Source organism: Candidatus Neomarinimicrobiota bacterium, from assembly GCA_022567655.1.
Taxonomy (GTDB): domain Bacteria; phylum Fidelibacterota; class SORT01; order SORT01; family SORT01; genus JADFGO01.
In genome coordinates this window covers 1-20465 of record JADFGO010000032.1, presented here as the reverse complement: position 1 = coordinate 20465, position 20465 = coordinate 1, and the positions used below count along the sequence as shown (strand labels likewise).

Genomic DNA, 20465 nt, shown 5'->3' with positions numbered 1-20465 from the left:
GGACTGTCGCATCGCTCGTTTCACATCTTTTGGCAAGCCCCTGAAGAGATAAAATCACTACCTCATCCATATGATTTTGTGTGTAATCCGCTACACGCTTTTCAGAATTCCTGAGGGAATTGTATCTATTATTTATCAGGAAAATTGGGCTTTTACTTTCTGTGCTCGAGAGTATTCTCCTTAAAAATTAAAGTCAGTATCAAATTTAAAAATCTTACAAATACTATTTGTAGTCTTTACAACATATAATGAGTTTTTGTGTTTATTTTGCTACCTTACAAAACATAGATACTAATCGTCCAGCCAAATGTCAAGCTAAAATTAATTCTAAGTCCTAATATAGCTTAAATTTTATCTCTCAAGAATCCTGCCTGAACTTGTTATAAGTAAATATTTAAGATATTTTTCCACATTTGAGTGCCCTATTGGTGTAAGTGCATGATATATAGTATAGGACGGAGAACTTTTAAGCCATTGGCCGGTGGTTCTTCCGGAGGAACTCCACTGGAGGAGTCCACCCGGGCGTACTGCAGTGCGTGCCTTAGTGTATTTCTATAGCTGAGTGGTGACTGTTTTGGACCTCAGGTTTTCTTGATATTTGAGTCACATGCCCCTATTTGTTATAGACGTGATCAATCACTTCTTTTTCAGAGCTTGCCGTCAATTCCCACATCTGAAACGACCTTTCGTTAAATCCTCTAAAACCGGCGACGGATTTGTTTGAGGGTCCATATGTCTTAAAAAGTATATAATGCTCCCTAAGGAGCTCCATAAGACTTTCCGGCGGCATCGCAGTCTCTTTCTTGTGATTAGTTGTGATAACAACAATCTTAGGCAGGTGCTTCCTAACTAATGATACAAACTCATTTCTCTTTTTTGTAACTAATTCAGAGGGCAGATCAACAACAAAGTATTGGAATGGAGTTAGTCCCGGAAGAATGCGGCGTTGAGCTAACATTGGTATTATCATCTGGTATCCCCAGAATGCGAATACCTCTTCGTTATTAAGACGACTTTTCAAATCATCAGCAATTTTATAAAGTTCATAATTTTCTGCCATGAAGGACTTGTTCCCTTTCATCTCACTTGAAATTCTTTCCCATGCGAACGAAATATGCTTTGTTCGGATAATCCCTGAAGGAAGTATGATTAGCAATCCCAGAAAAACGATCATAACCTTTGACCTTGAAGCATCGGCTGATGAATCTACCCAACTATACAATTTCGCTGCACCTATTGCGGCGACAATAGTGATCGCCGGAATACTAACGATCCCGTAATGAATGAAACCAGTGTTTCCAAAAGCGAATGCCTCCATAAGAGTAGCGAGTAGTAGAACCAATATAGGCGACCATTGTTTGTCCAACCGATACAATCCTAAAAAGAAAAAAGGAATAATAGGGTAGAGCGCTTTTATCATGTTCTTCAATAGAATAATATTGCCGAGTAACCAACCTTTTCCAATATAACCTCCCATTGCGTACGCGGGATTGTAGTTGAACTGAATATCGATAAAATGGCTGAGTGTACCTGTTACAGATAAATAAGCGATGAAGATCGTAAATACCGTTATGATACCTGAGAAATATATTGTTGTTGTACGGAGTTTAGATACCGTAATCTGTGGATTAACCGCCCAGAATATACCCCAGGCGAGAACCGATATCAGCGCTGATTGTCGGACTAACGCCGCACATCCGATTGCGAGACCAAATAAATATAAAGTGGATAATCGCGGACTTTGCCAATCGGATTTAACAAGAACATATAGACCAATCAGGTAAAAGAGCAGCTCATAGTTTTCTATCCTTCCTCCGCCATATGAGAAAACGTATTTGTTTACAAACAGGGCGAACAAAAATGCTGCACCGAGAGAGAGCCAGTATTCACCGCTGATCTGTCTCGTAACAAAATAAACTAAGAGAACAGATGCGCACACAATCAAAAATTCGGTTAATAATATAACGTAGATGGAAGATCCGAAAACCAGCATAGGTACGGCATTTATGAAAAGCATGAGTGGAGTTTTTATAAAGAAAATATCACGGTACGGCAAATCTCCAATACTCACCATCCAGCTTGAATAAGCATAATATTGAACATCGAATCGGGACGGAAACAACATCTGTAGGAAGCGCAGGAATAGTATCACACACATGAGACTGGTTAAGGCGTAACCGGGTGTGCTAAGCCACTTTTGGGCTGTCTCGATCACTTTTACATGCTGTTTCAAAACTTTCAGGAGCTCGAACTGATTCTCGTCATTATTTGGTCCCCGTAAATAGCTGGAAGGGTAAGAAAGGAGGTAAAAATGGTAACTTCTCAAGGAATCCTTCTAATTTCGCGCCCCATGAGGTGTTTGCTAAGAATGGGGGGAAAAATCCGAAACGACCGACATCAAGATTACTTAATCCCGCCTCCTTCATTGCGTTGAATATGACTTTTTTTCGCATCTTCGTAATACCGCCATCACCCTCCCACGTCATACCGGGAGTTATTGCAATTTGAATGTAATAGAGAGGGTTAAATGCATTCGGCTCAAGAAAAACTATTTTTCCTCCCGGCTTGAGTAATTCAGTCATGGCATGGTAGCATCGTTCAATATTATGCAGGTGATGGAGCGTGAAAAAACCAATTACTTTATCGAACTTGCTCTCTAATTCGGGAGGATAATCGATTATATCAGAGCAGTATAGTGGAATGTTGTATTTACCTCCATCTGCTTCCTGAAGTTGTTCAAGTAAACCCGGTGTAAGATCCAGCCCTTCGACTTTAAAGCCCCGTTCAGCCAAAATAAGAGTGTAGCGACCAATGCCGCAACCTACGTCCAAAATCCGGTCGTTCTTGGTAATTTCCGCGTATATGAGCATCTCATCTACATGACGATTGAGATAAGGTGTGTTAACCGGTTGCATCGTCTTTTTAAAAGTATTTTCAAAATATTGCTGCTGATCTTTGTTATGCTTAGTGTAATTCTGCATGATTATTGCCGTGACACTCTACGGTTCCCAATGATTGATGTGTTCAAATATCGCTTGCCGATAAATTCTTTTACAGGTGCAACTCCTGTTCCATTATGGAAAGACCTGCTTTTTCGATTCAATTTCCAGTAGATTGTCCATGCAATTGCCATCACGCCGATAACCAGACGATTCCACGTACTGTATCTTGATTTACCCGTTGCTCGAACGTTTCTTTTTACCGTGATAGATTTCACATTAAGACCGGTCAAGCCTATCATAGCGGTCATAAATGGTCTGGGAGAATGGAATTTCAGCAGTTTTTCTACCATTTCTCTTTTCATAGCGACAAAAATCCCGGCATTCACGGGGATACCCGTAAGAAGGTGAATTGACATTTTAAAAACACGGGAAGAAAAAAGCCTGAACTCTGATTCATAATGACCGCTTCTTCCCCCGAATACCGCGGCAACATCGCCGGATAAATTCTCCAGCAGAATAGGAATCGCTTCCGGAGGATCTTGAAGATCAGCGTCCATTATCACAACTTTGTCTCCACTACTATAGGCCAATCCGGTTAGCACGGCTCTTTGCTGTCCGATATTTTTTTCTAAGGAAATTACAATAACGTTCTCGTTTTCTTCTGCAATACTCCTCAGAATTTTCAGGGAATTATCAGATGAACCATCCTCGACAAATATAATTTCAAAGTAATATTGATTTTTACGGAGCACCTCCCGGACTTTCTTATGAAGCTCCTTGAGAGTATCAGCATTGAAATACACAGGGATCACTAAGCTTACATCCGGCTGCCGTGATTTTCTTGAACTCATTTCCGCAGTTTGATCTGAATTAGACATCATTGTATAGAGATTTGTTTTTCATAAACCATGAGATGGTGTTATCGAGTCCTTCCGTTAGAGTGCAACGAGGCTCCCAATTTAGTAACTTTCTTGCCTTCTCAATATCCGCAACCCAATTAGTCGTATCGAATGAACGCTCAGGGTAGTCTCCTTCTTTCACCGTGATTTTTTTCCCCGAGATCTCTTGAATCAGGCGCACAATCTCTTCGTTTGTTGTCTGCTTGCTTGAACCAATGTTTATAATTTCACCACCGGGTATTTGCGCATCGAGAGCAAGCATACATCCCCGGACCACATCATCAATAAAAACATAATCGTGAACGTACCCCGGTCTTGTGAGAGAAATTTCTCCATCGTCAAGCGCGGCTAAAATAGTTCGGGAAATAAGCCGTTCAGGTTGCTCAAAATAACCGTAAACACTGAATAATCTTAAAATAATAACCGGGTTTTCGCTACTAATGGCATATTGCCGGCATATTAAAGTAGCCGCAGCCTTGATTGCCCCACGGAACGTTTCAGGCTGCAGTAAATCAGATTCGTTTAATGCTTTGTTATTTCTTCCGTATTCAAGAGAGCTTCCTATATGAATTAACTTGGCAGATTCCAAAGATGATATCGATTCGATCAAATTCAGAGTTCCCAATACCGATGATTGAATTGCATCAACCCTGCCTTTTGTGTCCTCATGGTGACCGCTTTCAGCGGCAAGATGAAAAATTACCTGAGGTTTTACTTTACCAATTATTTCATTCAGGAGGTCAAAATCCGTCAAATCAACGGTGTGCAAAATGATATCATTCCTGATCTCTCCCAATCTCCAGAGATTAGTGGTACTTCGCACTAACGCATGGACTTTGGCACCTTGATTCACAAGCGCTGTTGCAAGATTAGCGCCAATGAATCCCGCTGCCCCTGTAACCACGATAGGCTTATCGAGTAATGAGCTCACAGGCTATCTTTTCTCACCAATGCGCCACTCGGAAGGATCCGGAGCGTTCAGGATAGCATGGTCAAGAAAGCGTTTATCCATTGCGATCTCCTCGGAAGTTCGCTGAAGATGTTGGTTAAATGAATCCAGGATTCTCGGAACCTCGACTGACATATCTTTCCCCTTAATATCATGATTAAAGCTTCGGCGTAAGAAACTGAAATCGCAATTCAGACGAGTCATTTCAGCTATCAGTAATCTGCACTGAATCGGGTAACCGGACTCCGGGAACGTGATCCCCGCAAATCCGAAAGGAACTTCAAAGGAACCTCTTATCTTCTCCACCGTTCCATCTTCTATTGCACTGAATATATTCGGGGTTCCCCTTTCAATTCCGAGATCATTCAGTCCTACGTAAACCCTTGTGAGAGGAAGTTTGGATAATTTGTCTGCAATATTTACGGCGTCTATAGTTTCAACGAGAATTCCCAAACCACAGCGATCAGCCACTAAATCTAATGTATCCTGAACTTCTTGCACCGATCGCACCATCGGAAGCAATATTTCATCGGCACCTGAATCGATCGCATTCTCAATTTCATCGGTTGTTGTCGAGTTGTATCCATTTATTCTGCAAATCACTCGAGCATCCGTGCAGTTCCGGACGCGCCTCAGATCCTCAATAGTCGCCTTATTAATCTCGGTATCTGCCCCGGCTTGCCGTTTTCCCTTATCCTGGTTTTCCCAGTCAACTATGATGCCATGGACACCCGATGCTACTGTTTTACGTATGAATTCCGTATCAAGTGAAAAGAGATACAGCTGAAAATTACTGTTTTTTATTAGCTTTTCTGACATACAATAGCCAGTGATGAACCATATGGTAGAGGTATATAGTCACTAAGCCAGACTTCTAACCTGTTTATCCAGGACAAAGCTTTGTTAACGACCCAAATTGGCTGTTCCTCGAAATCACGCACCTCCTTTCTTTTTCGTCCGATAAACCGGGTCATAGCTATAAACGGAAACAGGAAAAATTGATAATACCGCATTTCAACTATTTGAAGATCTGATTTACTCATAAGATCATGAAGTGATTTACGCGTATACCTTCGTAAATGCCCGGCATCCGTATCTCTAAAACTCCAGAGCCACTGAAACGCCGGCACAGTCAATAGGATGATCCCACCTGGATTTAATACTCTTTTTACCTCTTCGAGAAGACTTTCATCGTCCACATGCTCCAGAACGTCTAATACTATTACAACATCGAACACATTATCTGAAAGAGGAAGCGGGATTGACAAATCAGCCTGAATAAGCATCGAGTGCGGGACTTTCTGACGCGTAGAACGTAAACCTTGCGGGAGTAAATCTAATCCTACAACTTTATGACCCTGCGCAGATAATATCTCAACCATATTGCCTGTTCCGCAGCCTATGTCAAGTAACCTCTTTGTCTCCTTACCGATATATTTGGCAAGGAGGCGCTTGACCAATGCACGGCGACCGATGAACCAAAAGTGCCAGCGCTCAATATGTGCCAGACGAGCCAGGCGATCAGTGCGGAATTGGACTTGTTTAATATCGCGTGTATTCATCTATTAGTAGTATTTTTACATTTTTCATTGGAGTTCAAAAACGGTAATTAGGATGGAATATAGGAATATCTATGCGATTTACAACCTCAGAAGGACAATTAAACAATATTTATAATAAACCCTCGCGGTCGGGGTCTGTCCGGCTAATGCCCTGTATACGGACGAGATTGGCTGGCGCCTGTCTTCGGCTCTTCTCCCGGCGAGCCGGGATCAGAATGACACTGCTCTGTGCGAGTTGGGGCTTGCCCTGACCGCACTTATCTATAAAAGGAAAAGTCCTCTTATTCCCCTCTAACTAAGAGGGGTGTTCCGAAGGAACTCCTTCCGGAGGAAGTTTATCCCGATTTTTTTCGGGAGGGTGTGTTATATGGAGTGCATCAACTGCGTTGATGCCGCATCCGGCTCAGCCGGATGCACTCCAAAAAGGAATCGTCATTGCGAGGAGAAATCCTCCAGCCAGCGGACGACGACACGCCCTGTCCGCACGATCTTTTAGACGTCAGGGCTCCGAAGGAGTACCTTCGAAACAGGCCCTCACTGCCGAGGAAAATATAAAACGATATTTATTGATAAAGCTCTTGAGCCGTGTTAGATTTCAGCCTCAGAAAATTTTATCGGAAAGGATAGATATGAAATCGTGCGCGAAGTGCGGCGCTGAGAACAAAGACGACTCGAAATTTTGCTCTTCCTGCGGAAACACATTTGATGCAACCGATCAGACGAAGCGGTTTTGTTCCCAGTGCGGCAGCGAGGTGCCTCTCGGCGCCGATTTCTGCATCTCCTGCGGAGCTGAGGTCTCACCCGGCAGGGAAGCCATTCGACCTGAACGGGCACAGGCAAAGGCTCCGAAGAAACGGACAACTCAACTAAATCCGAACCGAAGAAGAATCGGCGTTATGGCTTTTATGATTGCCATTCCTCTTCTCTCTCTTTTGTTCTATCAGATCATAATTAAACCGGGCTCCACAATCCCAAAACGCCCCACAACGCCGAGCGGCATGCCTGTTCCCAGGGGAAACCAATCGAACGGTGAAGACGCTATGGCTCCGGTAATGCAAAAATTAGATGAATTGAACGAACGTATTGAAAACGATCCTGATGATTTTCACGCTTATCTTGAGTTGGGTGACATGTACGCGACTATCGGTCGATATGAAGAAGCAAGCGAATATTTTGAGGAGTATCTTCGGATACAGCCTGATGACGTGAGAGTAAGAATTACTTTAGCGGAGATGTATGCAGGCGCCGAAGAGGTGGAAAAGGCTAAATTCCAGCTTGAAACGGCGTTAAAGTCCGACCCTGATGACGAGTTCGCCCTTTATAACTTGGGAGTTATTCTCGCCTCCATGGGTGACAAAGAAGGTGCGCGGGTTCAATGGCAAAAGGTGATTGACAAAAATCCCGACAGCGACGTCGGAGCCGCCGCAAAAGAAAATCTCGGCAACTTGTAGAATGCGGCTTATCTGATGCTCATCGCCATTTTCATACTCAAGTTTTTTTCCATCACCGCCCTGGTCGTACTCGTACTTTCGGGCTATCTTGGTTTTGAGCCGATGGGGATGCAGCATGCATTGTTCGCGCTTCCGACTATTTTTCTTATTTATGTCAACGACATACTCACGATATTCTATTTCATTCAGACGGGAAGAGGCGTAAAAGACGCCGCTGATGAAGCAGATCTCGATATGCCGGAACTTGCAGATATTCGGAGTAATCACGGCAAGGGTTCCAAAGGAGCCACGATAAATCTTTTTCTCATTACATTGGCTGCTGTATTTGGAGGAACAACCGCCTTTACGGGCTGGGGTCCGCAAGTGCACGGTTACATAGCACTGATATGCGTTGCGCTTTATCTGAAGGGAACGTTCGATTCATTTAAATATCTGTGGAGGAATTCGGAATACATGAACGCCGTGGCGGAAAAATATTGGGAAATAATGCCTGCCGAATCAGAGGGAAGCGGAACCGAGAGCGCGAAGAAGTGACGGAGTTATATCTGTTATTTTCTCGATCCTTTGTTGAAGTTTCTCTATATCTTTCCCCCATATAATTGTCGGGACGGGGTTCCTCGTGTGAGTTCGCACAGAAACGTCCTCCATATTTCCATGATCGCTTGAGATCAGCACGCTGTGTTTATCCAGCTCGATCGTATCGAATAGTCCATCTAAAAATTCTTCTATCTTTTTTACCTGTTGAAGCGCCAAATCCATCTCTCTCTTATGCCCGATGCTGTCGGTCATTACGTATTCGAAGAGAGTGAGGTCATGTTCGGCAGTAACGTCTGCGAGGACAGAACCGGATTCGTAAGGAGTTCTTTTGTTAACTTTGTATCCCTCCTTAATCAAATAATCGTTCGTAAGATCATGAAAAACAGCCCGACCTTCGTTGATATCCTCTAAGTAATTAATTTTTATTCCGCTTGACAAAACCAGCCATGTCGTAGCGCTGATCATCTTTTTGGGCCGCTCAAAATATTTCTTGTGATAGGCATTCGCAAAAGTAGTTTTAAAACCGCTCGAATGGGATTCCATAAGGATATTCGTCGAGCGCAGCAGCTTCCTGAGAGGTGGTGTCGGATATGCGCTAACATGCCTACCGACCTCCTTTTGGGCGTTTATTCCGGTAAACAGGGACGTTTGCCCCGTTCCGCTCTGCGGCAGACCATCAACTCCCAAACACGCATCGGTCGGCACTATTACTCCGTCCCTGTAAGTTACTCTGAAAACCGTTTCATCGTCCAAAAAAGCAGTAAAATATTTTGAATTTGCCGCCGCAAACGGATTTGATGTTGTGTCGCGCTCGCCAATTCCGATTCCGTCGATGAAAATAAACAAATAACTCATTTTTAATTCGGACCTGATTGTGATAGATTATTCATTTGCGACTTAAACTTAGATTTTTTCAGCGTTAATTCAATATTTTCCTTGACGACCTCTACTCAAGACAGAATATTGCCTTTCAGTCTGTTAGAGAATACTTTAGAGAGTGTATGACTAAAATTACACTTATTCTTTCCTTATGCTTCATTTCCACAGAGCTATTTGCTCAAGTTGATTCGAACGCCGTATTTCTATCCGATTCCATACCGGAGAATAAAATTTCAAAAAGACCGACAGTAGCAATAGTTCTCGGTGGAGGCGGCGCGCGCGGGATATCCCACATAGGGGCTTTTAAAATGCTTGAGAAGTACAACATACCGATAGACCTGATAATCGGCGTGAGTATGGGGAGTATCATGGGCGGTCTCTATGCGTCCGGATACACCGCGTCTCAACTCGAAGAATTTGTACTGACTTCCGATTGGGATGATTTGCTTGCCGAAGAGCTCGAGAGGAAAACCCTTTTAGCCAGCCAACAGGAAGCGGGAGAACAGTATAATTTTTCTTTCCGTTTTCAGGGATTTAAACCGTATATACCCTTAGGACTTTCGTCTGGCCAGAAACTTACCCGCCGTTTGAACAGGCTTTTTCTTCAGGCTCCGTTTAAGCCGGATCCCGATTTTGATCATTTGAAGATCCCGTTCAGAACGGTAGTTTTGGATCTTAAATCAGGTAATCCGGTCGTATTTTCAGAAGGAGATATGGTTGAAATTTTGAGAGCAAGCATAGCAGTCCCCCTGCTGCTTTCCCCGATCGAAAAGGACGGGATGCTCTTGACCGATGGAGGAATTGTTAACGCTCTTCCCACAGATATTGCCCGTGAAATGGGCGCTGACATTGTCATAGCGTTTGATGTGGTTGCGCCCCTAAGAGATCGGGATGACCTCGGACTACCATGGCAAATTGCGGATCAGATTATCACGATCATGATGCAGCCGTCATTGAAGGAGCTTAGAAAATACGCTGACATAATTGTAAGGCCTGATCTTGCAAACACGCTTCCGGCAGATTTTTCGAACCCGGCTGAATTGATAAAAGCCGGTGCGATAGCAACGGAAGCGAAAATCGCTCTGATAGATTCCATGCTGAAAAATTGGAAAAATGATAACGGTCATCCTGCGCTATTTCAGCGCTCAGCACCTGTTAGTGTAATATCAAACGACATATTCATATCTTCCGTGATTTTGAATGGTAATTCACGATTTTCCGATGAAGAAATCGTTTCGGCCTCCGGTCTCAGCGTACCCGGAAACTTAAGCTCCGCCTCTCTTGACAAGGCGCTCGAACTGATTATCCGGTTATACCGAAATGACGGATATTCGTTAGCAGAATTTTCCGAAATCAACTACGACTCTTCGGCCAGCTCTCTTGAGATTCAAATCGAGGAAGGGCTGATCACCGACATAGCCGTCGAGGGAAACGATTATACGTCAGATCAGGTAATTCTGAGCGAGTTTCCGTTATCCGTCGGAGACTTGTTTAACATTCGGAAAGCCGATAAAGGTTTGGATAATATTTATGCCACGAGATTTTTCAGGCAGGTCTCTCTTTTTGTGGAAAAAACCGACGCCGGACATAAAATATTTTTGCGGGTCGAAGAACAGCCATACTTACGGGTATTGGTCGGAGTTAGAACCGACAGGGAGAGGGCAACACGCGGCAAGATTGAACTCAGGCATGAAAACCTCTTCGGAAGCGGAAACAACGCTTCAATTTCGGGGATTCTCGGCGAAAGGGACAAGGAGGTTCAATTCCGCTACCGCGCCCCGAAGTTTATGAACACTTTTCTGACTAACGGCATTCAGATCGGATACAGCTCCAGAGATGATTACCTATATGGTGACGGCGCCGATCGTATTGGAGAGTATAATGAAAAAAGAATTGTCGGATCGTTCCTGATAGGAGCTCAGGTGAGAAGATTTGGAGCCGCTACCGGAGAGCTCATGATCATTGACACTAAGATAAGGGGGTTGAGAGACCGTGGTTTTTTTAGAGAAGAGGATACAGGGATAGTAGCTGTCAGATTGCGCTCTACGGTCGACAGAAGGAATAAACTTCCGGTACCCACGCGCGGACAGTTTAGTCGATTTACCTATATATTCGCTTTGAGTACCATCGGCAGCAATGTTAGCTATAATTCATTTGAAGGAATGTTCGAGTTTTACCACACGTTTAAAAAAAGACTTACTTTCCGCCCTTTGCTCTCATTCGGAATTGCCGACCTTACAACTCCGTTCTCTGAACAATTCCGTATCGGAGGAAGAAAAACTTTCTATGGAACTCGCGAAAACAGGTTTGTAGGCAGGAAATTCATATACTCAAGCTATGAACTGAGATACAGGCTGCCTGTCAAGAATTATTTCAATATCCACTTTTCACTTCGATATGACTTCGGCAAATCGCTCACGAACCCCGAAACCGCCTTTTCGTTCGGTAACTTCGTTTCGGGTTACGGGGGCGCAGTCATCTTTGAAACTCCGATCGCTCCTGCAAGTATTGAGTGGGGAAAGAGTTCAGAAGGAACCGAGAGAGTATATATTACAGCCGGTTACGATTTCAATTAGGATAATTGGGAGCCTTAAATTTCAAAACTCGCATCCCGTTTAAAATTACAAGCAGACTCGCACCCATGTCAGCTCCGACCGCCATCCACAACGTCGCCATACCGAACGGTGCCATAATCATAAAGACCGCTTTAATTCCAAGGGCAAATATGATGTTTTCTTTGACTATCCTCAGCGATTTCTTCGACAGGGAAATAGCGAAAGGAAGTTTCGTGAGGTCATCTGACATGAGCGCAACGTCAGCCGTTTCTAAAGCCTGATCCGATCCCGCTGAACCCATCGCCACTCCGACGTCCGCCGCAGCTAAGGCGGGAGTGTCATTTACACCGTCTCCGACCATCATTGTCTTATAGCCTCTTTTCGAAAGGTCAATCAGTACCTCCATTTTTCCGGAAGGCATCAACTCACCCTGAAAATTTTTGATCCCGGCCTGCTTTGCGATCGAAGCGGCAGTTCTCTTGTTATCGCCGGTTAATAAGTATGTGTTTTTTATACCGAGCTTTTCAAATTGATTTATCACATCCTTGGCAACCGGACGGATGACGTCCTGAACCGCTATTATCCCTATGGGAATTTTTTCTTCCCATACGAGCACTGCCGTTCGACCTAAGTCCTCGATTTCTTCAAGTCTTTTCTCTATCTCAGTGTTACACAGGCCGGATTTTTCAAAAAATTCGTGATTACCGACATAAACCTGTCTGCCGTTTACAACCGCATGAGCCCCTTCCCCCGGATGGTTGTGGAGACTCTCACTTTTTTCGATATTAGAATTTACTTTTTCCATGGCGGACACAATCGCTTTCGCAACCGGATGTTCAGATGCTGATTCAACTGCGGCGGCAAGGCTAAGCATTTTCTCTTCAGACATTCCGTTGAGTGGTATCACTTTTACCACCTCGGGCTTCCCGACTGTGACAGTTCCGGTTTTGTCCAATACAATCGTATCTATATAAGCCATCGCCTCGAGGTAATTGCCTCCTTTAATCAAGACTCCGGACTTAGCCGCCCTCGTAAGACCGCTGACTATAGTTACCGGAGTAGAGATAACCAGTGCACAGGGACATGCTACAACAAGCAGGACGAGACTGCGGTAAAACCAGGTTTCGAAAGGCGCATCAAAGATAAGGGTCGGAACCAATACCAGAGCTGCTGAAATCGCCACTACGGTCGGAGTATAATAGCGGGAAAACTTATCTACAAACCGTTCTGTGGGCGCTTTATTGCTGCGGGCTTTTTCCACAAGCTTCACGATCCTCGAAATCGTGCTGTCGGAGTGAAGCCTCGACACTCTAATCTTAAGGGCGCTGTCGCCGTTTATACTGCCGGCGTACACCGTGTCTTCCACTTCTTTCCGAACAGGTATGCTTTCTCCGGTTATCGGAGACTGATCTACAAATCCTCCGCTCTCCAGAAGATTTCCGTCAAGCGGAATTCGTTCACCCGGTCTAACCAATATGAGATCGCCAACGTCGACAGTGTCTATTCGGACGGTCTCTAAGCTCCCGTCATCTCGAATCACGCTTGCGGTGTCCGGGGCAAGTTCCATAAGTGAGCGTATTGCCTTCCGTGCTCTTTCAAGACTGCCTGCCTCAAGAAGTTCCGCAATGCTGAACAGGAAAATGACCATTGCGCCCTCAAGCCACTCGCCGATAACAGCTGCGCCGATGACTGCAATGCTCATGAGAAAATTCATATCCAGAGTGAATGTCTTCAGTGCATAATAGCCTTTCCGGGCGGTAAGAACACCGCTGAACAGCATTGCCGCAATGTAGATCGGTATAGCCGACTCTAACGCTCCGGTCAAATCAACGATAGCCCCGGTTAAAATCAGAATACCCGAGACCGCAGTTAATATGACCCTTTTTCGAATCCTGCCTCCACCTTCTTCGACGTTTTTCTTCCCTTCGAGTTCAGCTTTGAAACCGGCGGAAGCTATACTCTGGCTTATGGCATGAGGACTCAAACTGTGTTCTACAGTCAACCGCTCCCCGACAAGATCATATTCCATATTATGAATACCGGCTACACCGGCCAGTTTGTTGTTAATAATCCTTTCTTCCGCCGCGCAGTCCATTCCCTCCACTTTAAAGACGGAAACCTGCCTGTCCTTTTCACCGACCGAGTAGCCAAGCGATTTTACAGTTTCGGAAATCTTTTTGGGGGAAATTATTGCGGGGTCGAATCGTATGTTGAGACCGCCGTCTAATACGTTGACATCGGCTTCACTCACACCGTCTAATCCGATTACGGTCTTTTCTATTGTTGCGGCGCAGCCCTGGCAATCGACTCCGCGAACATCGATCTGTGCACTTTCGACTTCAGGCATTTAACCGGGGAATCCTAATAAGACTGAAAGTTGATAGACAACGAAAGTCACTAAGAACGCTAAAAACAACGGTATGAAAGTCGCGAGAGTCGTCCATTTTACGCTGCCCGTTTCTTTCCAAATTGTATAGATGGTAGTCGAACACGGGCTGTGCAAAAGAGAAAACAGCATCAAGTTGATTCCGGTGATTAAAGTCCATCCATGGTCAACCACGAGCAATTGTCTTAATTCTTCAAGACTACTCAGCTCAAGCATGGCTGACTCGTTCATATACGCCATTATCATCGTGGGAATCACTATTTCATTAGCCGGTATCGCTATGATATATGTCAATAGGACAACGCCGTCTAAACCTATTACCCTTCCAAGTGGATCTAAAAAGTTAGCGCTGATGGACGTTAATGTTGAACCGTCCATATGAATATTTCCTAACAGCCATATGACCGCTCCCGCAGGGGCCGCCCAAATTATCGCCCTCCAGAGGACAATGATGGTTCTGTCTATAAGAGAGGTGTATAAAACTCGTAGTATCTTTGGTCTGCGATAAGGCGGAAGTTCGAGAGCGAATGTCGATGCCTCTCCCTTAAGTACGGTCTTGGAAAGTACAAAAGAAACGCCAAGCGTTACAACAACCCCTATCATGACTATCGACACTACGGAGAGTGAGGCTATCAGAGCAGTTAATCCGGGTGGAAACTCGGCAGCCACGAATATTATGGAGATCATTATTAGCGTTGGGAATCTTCCGTTACATGGCACAAAATTATTTGTTATTATCGCTATCAGCCGTTCACGCGGCGAATCGATGATCCGTGTGGAGATTATTCCGGCGGCATTGCAGCCGAATCCCATGCTCATTGTCAGAGCCTGCTTGCCATGCGCTCCCACCTTCCTGAAAAGCGGGTCAAGATTAAACGCCACTCTCGGCAGGTAACCCAGATCCTCGAGCAGTGTAAACATCGGGAAGAAGATTGCCATCGGGGGAAGCATAACCGCTATCACCCATGCGAGCCCGCGATAAACGCCATGCCATATAAAACCCGTCAACCACCAGGGAGCCCCCATAGAATCGAATAGCCCTGCCATTACTCCCTCTATATAAAAAAGCCCGGTGGCTATCATTTGAGAAGGATAATTAGCTCCCCAGATAGTAATGTAGAATATTGTCGCCAATCCGATTATCATGATAGGGATACCGGTAATCGGAGATGTTACGATGTTATCGAAAAACCCGCTCCAATCGCGGGATTTACTCCCATTTGTGACGATAGATTCGTTTGCTATTTTTCCTGCTTCCGCATAGATGGCTTCTATTATCTCATCGGAAAAATCAAAATTGGATTCCGACCTGATCCTATCCGCTTCATTCAGAAGCCCTAAGGTTTTTGCGGTCATGCAGCTGCGCCGCTCCCTGCGATTTGCTCCATCTCTATATGCTCGGCGATATTAGTCCAAATCAATTCTTGAGAGAGACGTTCATGACCTGATAACAATTCAATGGCGAGCCATCTCGGATTGGAAAAACCGGGATACGTCTCACTGATTTTCGGCAATAGAGAATCGATGGCACTTTTGAGCACGCCTTTTATCTTTATGCGTTTAGGAGATAACTGTATATGCCCTGAAGAAACCAATACCACTATCTCCATCAACTTATCCACTCCCTCACCATTGCGCGCTACTATTGGCACCACAGGTATTCCGAGTCTCTTTTCCAAAACCTTATGCTTTATTCCGATACCCTTTTTACGCGCTTCGTCCATAAGATTCAGTGCTACAACAATCCTGTCGGTCAGTTCAATCGCCTGGAGGACTAAATTGAGGTTGCGCTCAAGGTTTGTCGCATCGACTACAATAATGGTGCAGTCAGGCTCCCCGAAGAGAAGAAAATCCCGCGCAACTTCTTCTTCGGGTGAAGTCGAACGCAGAGAATAGGAGCCCGGCAAATCAACGACCTTTATGAGTGAATTCCCCGAAGTTGTTTCTCCTTCCGCTCTTGTGACGGTCTTTCCCGTCCAGTTTCCGACATGCTGTTTAAGACCCGTAAGCTCATTAAACAGCGTGCTTTTCCCGGTATTGGGATTTCCTGCCAATGCTACTAAATAGTCATACCCTTCATCGTTCACGCCCATCTTTTCCCGCTTATGTGACGGTGTGCAGCCGACCGGTCCACATGTACTGCAAGCACTGCTCATATCTTTATCCCTCCGTTGGTCGAATCATTTAATTTCACTCTAATCTCAGATGCCTCCTTTTTCCTCAGAGCTATCATCGTCCCGCGTATCAGATAACTTGTCGGATCACCGAAAGCTCCTTTGCGGAGAGACTTAACTTCGATTCCACGGGTCAAGCCCATCTCCATTAACCTTTGCCGCATCAAGCCCCTGGTGTTTATTTCTATTACAATTCCGCTCTCTCCTTTTTGCAGCTCGCTCATCGGGAGAGTCTTAACTGTTTCTATATCCGAATCGGTCAGTTGAAATTATCCTCCTTAATCCATTTTAGAAACAAATACTATTCGCGAAACTTCATGACCTATTATTTGAGGACTTCCTTCCACATCGAGCGTCAGCGGACCTTCAAAAGGCTGAACCTCTTTAACCTCAATCACCGTTTGCGGAAAAATTCCCTTATCAGCCAGGTATCTTAACTTTTCAGGGTCACTGTCCTCCACCAACCGAACCAGGAGCTTCTCTCCTACCCGAGCGTCAGACAAAGGAGTAAACTTCTCGTCCTGAATGTGTCCGTCTTTTGTCGGAATCGGCGCTCCGTGCGGGTCATGAGTAGGATTCCCGAGCATCTCCACGATCCTGTCCTCTATATCCTCAGATAAAATATGTTCCCACTTATCCGCTTCGTCATGGACTTTGTCCCAGCTGACCCCCATCGCTTCTTTGAGATATAGCTCGACAAGACGGTGATGCCTTATCACTTCCAATGCTACCTTCTCTCCCGCCCTGGTCAGTTTAACTCCCTTATACGGCTCATGAATAATGAGCTTGGACTTTGCCATCTTCTTGAACATATCGGTGACTGAAGCCTTTGAAACCCCCAAATTATCTGCGATTGAAGTCGTAGTCGGCTCTCCCCCTTCATACGAGAGCTTGTATATCATCGTCAGATAATCTTCTACCGCGTGTGTTACCAAATCAACACCACCTAACTTTATTTTTAGACATGCCTAACAATAACGATTAGATATAACCATGTCAAGCTTAATAAGGTAGTGAGTCAATTGGGTTTATGATTTATTTCCAATTCAAGTAAATCCCCGAAATTCCGATATCTCTTAGTTATTCCAACTTCCACAGCCGGAGTAACAGATTGACTCTGGAGCTTAGAAGATTTACAACCCCTGAGACTTCCTTATTAGTTGAGTGTATTAGTATGTATCGTATTTTTGTAGCACAAAACATATCACTTGACAGGCACATATAATTGTGCTATATTTATGCGCATTAAACCACATAAACACACAGGAACAGGGAAAGACCATGACAATTACTGCGACAGGTAGTCAAACCAAACGAGTTCATGTCACTCTACCGAGGAATGTTCATGCAGAACTAATCTCGATCTCGAAGGAGTCAAACATGAAATATCTCGATGCAATCAGAGAGGCTATTACTGATTGGATGAAAGCAAAAAAAAGTGAGCTCAGAAGAGAGGGATATATAGCCAGGGCTGAAGAAGATTTAGCTATGTTGGATGAATTTAAAGAGATTGACAGAGAAGTATGGTGATGCCGGATATAACGTTCATCAGGGGTGATATTGTTCTTGTGCAACCCGATACAATGATAGGGCATGAGCAGAAAGGCACAAGACCGGCTGTAATTGTTCAGAATGATGATGGTAATGAAGTTTCATCTGTCACGGTTATAATTCCCTTAACTGGCTCAAAGGGGAAAAAACAGTATCCGTTCATAGCTAAGATAAACAGGGGTGATGGTGGAGTTCGGAAAGATAGCTTTGCACCCGCTAATCAAGTCAGGGTAATTGATAAAAGAAGAATCATCGAAAATTGGGGGCACCTGAGCCCCGAAGCAATTGCGGAGGTCGATGCAGCCCTAAGAGATGAGCTAAGCCTTTAATTGTAAACATTTCAAACTATCCCGTTACCCTTAACAATAACCCTTCTTGACTTTTCCACCTATCTTACGAATATTTAGTGCCTGTTATCTCATGACCGATAATTCAGACCATAATAAAGGGCACCGGCAGCGTCTCAGGGAGCGCTACATGAAGTCGGGGATTGCCGCGCTCAGTGAATACGAGATCATCGAACTGCTCCTCTCGCTCGGCACGCCGCGCAAGGACGTAAAAATCCCGGCAAAAGAACTCCTTAAAAAGTTCAAAACCCTCCGCGGCGTCCTCGACGCAGATGCCGAAGAGGCAAAAACAGTAAAAGGAGTCGGACCTAACAACGTCTTCGGACTCAAATTCATTCACGACGTGGCATCGGAATATCTAAAGCAGAAGTCTGTAGAACGACCGGCGACGAGCTCGCCCGAAGCGGTTTATGACTATCTCAAACACTCAATGTCGGGATTGGAAAAAGAAATATTTAAAGCGATCTACCTCGACGCGAAAAATAATATAATCGAGATCGTAGATCTTTTCGAGGGGACGGTGGATACCAGCGTCGTGTACCTGCGTGAAGCGATAAAAAACGCTCTGCGGTACAATGCGGTCTCCATAATTTTCGCGCATAATCACCTTTCCGGGGATACAAAACCGAGCGAGGACGACAAAAACATCACTCAGGAACTCGTGAACGCATGCGAGATCATGGAACTTCGCGTCCTCGATCATATCATAATCAGCGACGGGAATTATTATTCGTTTGCTAACCACGGACTGATAGACAGATACAGAACAAAATACGAAAAATTCATTAAATCGATCTAAGAGGGATTCTACTTACTTATAATCCGAAAGATATATATATTTTTACATGAACTATAAATCTCAAAAACGAAATATTTTTCTCCTCTCGCTTTTTTGCCTGATTTTCATTGCAAACTGTCAGAAAAAGATGGACAAAGAAGATTCTGTTCCGTTCACTATTAAAGCATTACAGACACAAAAAAAGATTCCCAATGCCGCTCTGGAGATCGTGTCTCCCAAACAGGGTGAATTAACATCCGAAAAAGTCGAGACGTATTTTGCTTTTGCCGGACTTGAACTTTCGACAGGTGGACCGCACCTTCATATGATGCTTGATGACGGTGATATAATGGAACATTTCGATTCGAATTCACCGGTGGTGTTTGAAAATCTTTCCGACGGTCCTCATGTGATACGCGCCTTTTTAGTGGACGAATACCATCTGAGCAATAAATCGACGAGGACGTTCGATATGGTTCAGTTTTACGTAAATGAAGCCGCGGGCAGCTTGCCGATAGCTGAATCCCAGCCTATGCTTTTACTCAACGTGCCGTCGGGAAGTCATGAATATACAAGCGGCGGTGACGTACTTTTGGATTTCTGGCTGTCGAATGCGCGCATGGGAATCTATGACTACAAGATAAAATATTCGCTCGATGGTCATGAAGGTACGCTCTCATTGTGGAAATCCTCCATTATCACAGGTCTTTCAGAAGGCAAACATAAATTGATACTCGACCTGATCGATCCGAACGGTAAGATTGTCCTCGGCAATTTTAATCATACCGTCCGGACGTTTTTGATTGAACGCTAACGTCAGCCTCCCGGACTTTCTGTTTTTCACACTGCATGCTAAAAAACATTCAAGGAGAGATATCAGATTGAAAAATATTCTATTAGTGAATCTGGCGCTGGTCTTTACTTGCTCTGTTCTTTACGCCCAATACGATCCGTACCCGGATAAATCGATTTTTGCGGAAAAACGGCAGGAATTCATGACTAAGATCGGTGATGAAGCGGTCGCTGTCATTGTCGCTCATGACGAATACACAAGGAACGACGACGTGGACCATGATTACAGGCAGGACTCGGACATGTTCTACCTGACAGGGTTCGAAGAACCGCGGTCTATCGCCGTAATTCGTCCGGGAGACGAAAAGCATAAATTTATCCTATTTGTGCGCAAACGGGATAAGCTCCGCGAAACATGGGACGGGCGCAGATTCGGTACAAAAGGAGCGATGGAGATCTTCGGAGCCGACACGGCATATGTCATAGACGATTTCGAGAAAATGCTGCGTGAGTTGGTCAGAGGCGCCAAGACGATTTATCACAATTTCGGAGCCGATAAGGAGCTTTCGGAGACGATAACAGGGAGGTTCGCTGCTTCGGGGGGACGCGCCGACGTCGAGCTGAAAAACGTGAGGTTCCTGCTCGGAGAGATGAGAAAGATCA

The 20465-nt window shown here is 44.7% G+C and carries 21 protein-coding genes; 8 read left to right on the top strand and 13 right to left on the bottom strand.

Annotated elements, in window-relative coordinates; all coding sequences use genetic code 11:
- The 7 genes from IID12_04985 to IID12_04955 all read right to left on the bottom strand — a co-directional run.
- Positions 1 to 175, bottom strand: a 175-nt coding sequence (locus IID12_04985; GenBank protein MCH8288445.1) for a transcriptional regulator, incomplete at its 3' end; no start/stop codon positions are given.
- A gap of 438 nt (positions 176 to 613) precedes the next feature.
- Entirely contained in the window at positions 614 to 2233 is a 1620-nt protein-coding gene (locus IID12_04980; GenBank protein ID MCH8288444.1) for a glycosyltransferase family 39 protein, read from the bottom strand.
- Positions 2234 to 2264: 31 nt separating this feature from the next.
- The gene (locus tag IID12_04975; protein MCH8288443.1) at positions 2265 to 2981 is read right to left on the bottom strand and encodes a class I SAM-dependent methyltransferase; all 717 of its coding nucleotides are present in this window, start codon (positions 2979 to 2981) and stop codon (positions 2265 to 2267) included.
- Between the two features lie 2 nt (positions 2982 to 2983).
- The gene (locus IID12_04970; GenBank protein ID MCH8288442.1) at positions 2984 to 3793 is read right to left on the bottom strand and encodes a glycosyltransferase family 2 protein; all 810 of its coding nucleotides are present in this window, start codon (positions 3791 to 3793) and stop codon (positions 2984 to 2986) included.
- A 19-nt stretch (positions 3794 to 3812) separates the two neighbouring features.
- Complete coding sequence (locus IID12_04965) at positions 3813 to 4772, bottom strand: NAD(P)-dependent oxidoreductase (protein ID MCH8288441.1); 960 nt, start codon at positions 4770 to 4772, stop codon at positions 3813 to 3815.
- 3 nt (positions 4773 to 4775) lie between these two features.
- Positions 4776 to 5609, bottom strand: coding sequence for a hypothetical protein (locus tag IID12_04960; GenBank protein ID MCH8288440.1), 834 nt, complete (start codon positions 5607 to 5609; stop codon positions 4776 to 4778).
- Complete coding sequence (locus IID12_04955) at positions 5594 to 6250, bottom strand: class I SAM-dependent methyltransferase (GenBank protein ID MCH8288439.1); 657 nt, start codon at positions 6248 to 6250, stop codon at positions 5594 to 5596. Before IID12_04955 ends, IID12_04960 begins: the two co-directional genes overlap by 16 nt.
- A 731-nt stretch (positions 6251 to 6981) precedes the next feature.
- On the opposite strand from IID12_04955, the gene IID12_04950 reads away from it, so the two are divergent.
- Together IID12_04950 and IID12_04945 are read left to right on the top strand one after the other, a co-directional pair.
- On the top strand, positions 6982 to 7803 hold the full coding sequence (locus tag IID12_04950) for a tetratricopeptide repeat protein (protein MCH8288438.1): 822 nt from the start codon (positions 6982 to 6984) through the stop codon (positions 7801 to 7803).
- A gap of 15 nt (positions 7804 to 7818) precedes the next feature.
- On the top strand, positions 7819 to 8337 hold the full coding sequence (locus tag IID12_04945) for a hypothetical protein (protein ID MCH8288437.1): 519 nt from the start codon (positions 7819 to 7821) through the stop codon (positions 8335 to 8337).
- Here the strand turns inward: IID12_04945 and IID12_04940 are convergent.
- Positions 8302 to 9195: a peptidase gene (locus tag IID12_04940; protein ID MCH8288436.1), complete on the bottom strand. Its 894-nt coding sequence runs from the start codon at positions 9193 to 9195 to the stop codon at positions 8302 to 8304. The two genes, IID12_04945 and IID12_04940, sit on opposite strands and share 36 nt — an antisense overlap.
- A gap of 146 nt (positions 9196 to 9341) precedes the next feature.
- Here IID12_04940 and IID12_04935 point away from each other — a divergent pair, with 146 nt between their 5' ends.
- Positions 9342 to 11795, top strand: coding sequence for a BamA/TamA family outer membrane protein (locus IID12_04935; GenBank protein ID MCH8288435.1), 2454 nt, complete (start codon positions 9342 to 9344; stop codon positions 11793 to 11795).
- Here the strand turns inward: IID12_04935 and cadA are convergent.
- The 5 genes from cadA to IID12_04910 are packed head-to-tail and all read right to left on the bottom strand — an operon-like array spanning position 11788 to position 17269.
- Positions 11788 to 14121 carry a cadmium-translocating P-type ATPase gene (gene cadA / locus IID12_04930; protein MCH8288434.1) on the bottom strand — a complete coding sequence of 778 codons (2334 nt, stop codon included), beginning with the start codon at positions 14119 to 14121 and terminating at the stop codon, positions 11788 to 11790. The genes IID12_04935 and cadA overlap by 8 nt on opposite strands.
- Entirely contained in the window at positions 14122 to 15516 is a 1395-nt protein-coding gene (locus IID12_04925; protein MCH8288433.1) for a ferrous iron transporter B, read from the bottom strand. It abuts the gene before it with no gap.
- The gene (locus IID12_04920) at positions 15513 to 16253 is read right to left on the bottom strand and encodes a 50S ribosome-binding GTPase (protein MCH8288432.1); all 741 of its coding nucleotides are present in this window, start codon (positions 16251 to 16253) and stop codon (positions 15513 to 15515) included. The genes IID12_04925 and IID12_04920 overlap by 4 nt, the downstream gene beginning before the upstream one ends.
- A gap of 59 nt (positions 16254 to 16312) precedes the next feature.
- Positions 16313 to 16558: a ferrous iron transport protein A gene (locus IID12_04915; GenBank protein ID MCH8288431.1), complete on the bottom strand. Its 246-nt coding sequence runs from the start codon at positions 16556 to 16558 to the stop codon at positions 16313 to 16315.
- A 54-nt stretch (positions 16559 to 16612) separates the two neighbouring features.
- Positions 16613 to 17269: a metal-dependent transcriptional regulator gene (locus IID12_04910; protein ID MCH8288430.1), complete on the bottom strand. Its 657-nt coding sequence runs from the start codon at positions 17267 to 17269 to the stop codon at positions 16613 to 16615.
- Positions 17270 to 17714: 445 nt separating this feature from the next.
- On the opposite strand from IID12_04910, the gene IID12_04905 reads away from it, so the two are divergent.
- From IID12_04905 to IID12_04885, 5 genes are all read left to right on the top strand, one after another.
- Positions 17715 to 17864, top strand: coding sequence for a hypothetical protein (locus IID12_04905; GenBank protein ID MCH8288429.1), 150 nt, complete (start codon positions 17715 to 17717; stop codon positions 17862 to 17864).
- Complete coding sequence (locus IID12_04900; protein ID MCH8288428.1) at positions 17864 to 18214, top strand: type II toxin-antitoxin system PemK/MazF family toxin; 351 nt, start codon at positions 17864 to 17866, stop codon at positions 18212 to 18214. The genes IID12_04905 and IID12_04900 overlap by 1 nt, the downstream gene beginning before the upstream one ends.
- A gap of 91 nt (positions 18215 to 18305) precedes the next feature.
- Positions 18306 to 19031, top strand: coding sequence for a DNA repair protein RadC (gene radC, locus IID12_04895; protein MCH8288427.1), 726 nt, complete (start codon positions 18306 to 18308; stop codon positions 19029 to 19031).
- Positions 19032 to 19077: 46 nt separating this feature from the next.
- Entirely contained in the window at positions 19078 to 19824 is a 747-nt protein-coding gene (locus IID12_04890; protein MCH8288426.1) for a hypothetical protein, read from the top strand.
- Positions 19814 to 20465: aminopeptidase P N-terminal domain-containing protein (locus IID12_04885; GenBank protein MCH8288425.1), on the top strand; the 652-nt coding region annotated here is incomplete at its 3' end. The genes IID12_04890 and IID12_04885, both read left to right, overlap by 11 nt.